Origin of the sequence: Pseudomonas putida (assembly GCF_022627325.1) — a bacterium.
GTDB lineage: Bacteria > Pseudomonadota > Gammaproteobacteria > Pseudomonadales > Pseudomonadaceae > Aquipseudomonas > Aquipseudomonas putida_X.
In genome coordinates this window covers 1-268 of record NZ_JAETZZ010000058.1, presented here as the reverse complement: position 1 = coordinate 268, position 268 = coordinate 1, and the positions used below count along the sequence as shown (strand labels likewise).

1 rRNA gene is annotated in these 268 nt (G+C 48.5%); it reads left to right on the top strand.

What is annotated here, in order from left to right:
- Positions 1-183: 183 nt before the first annotated feature.
- Positions 184-268 (top strand): 5S ribosomal RNA (gene rrf, locus JNA92_RS25695); the annotation flags it as partial.

Genomic DNA, 268 nt, shown 5'->3' with positions numbered 1-268 from the left:
TGTGAGGCGTTGAGCTAACCAATACTAATTGCCCGTGAGGCTTGACCATATAACACCCAAGCAATTTGCTTCTGCAGATTGCGGTGGTGAAGATGATACGAACCGAAAGTTCGCAACGAACCACAAACATCACATATCCGAATTCGCTGGGCTGTCCATCTGGACATTCTGGCTACAGAATTTCTTGACGACCATAGAGCATTGGAACCACCTGATCCCATCCCGAACTCAGTAGTGAAACGATGCATCGCCGATGGTAGTGTGGGGT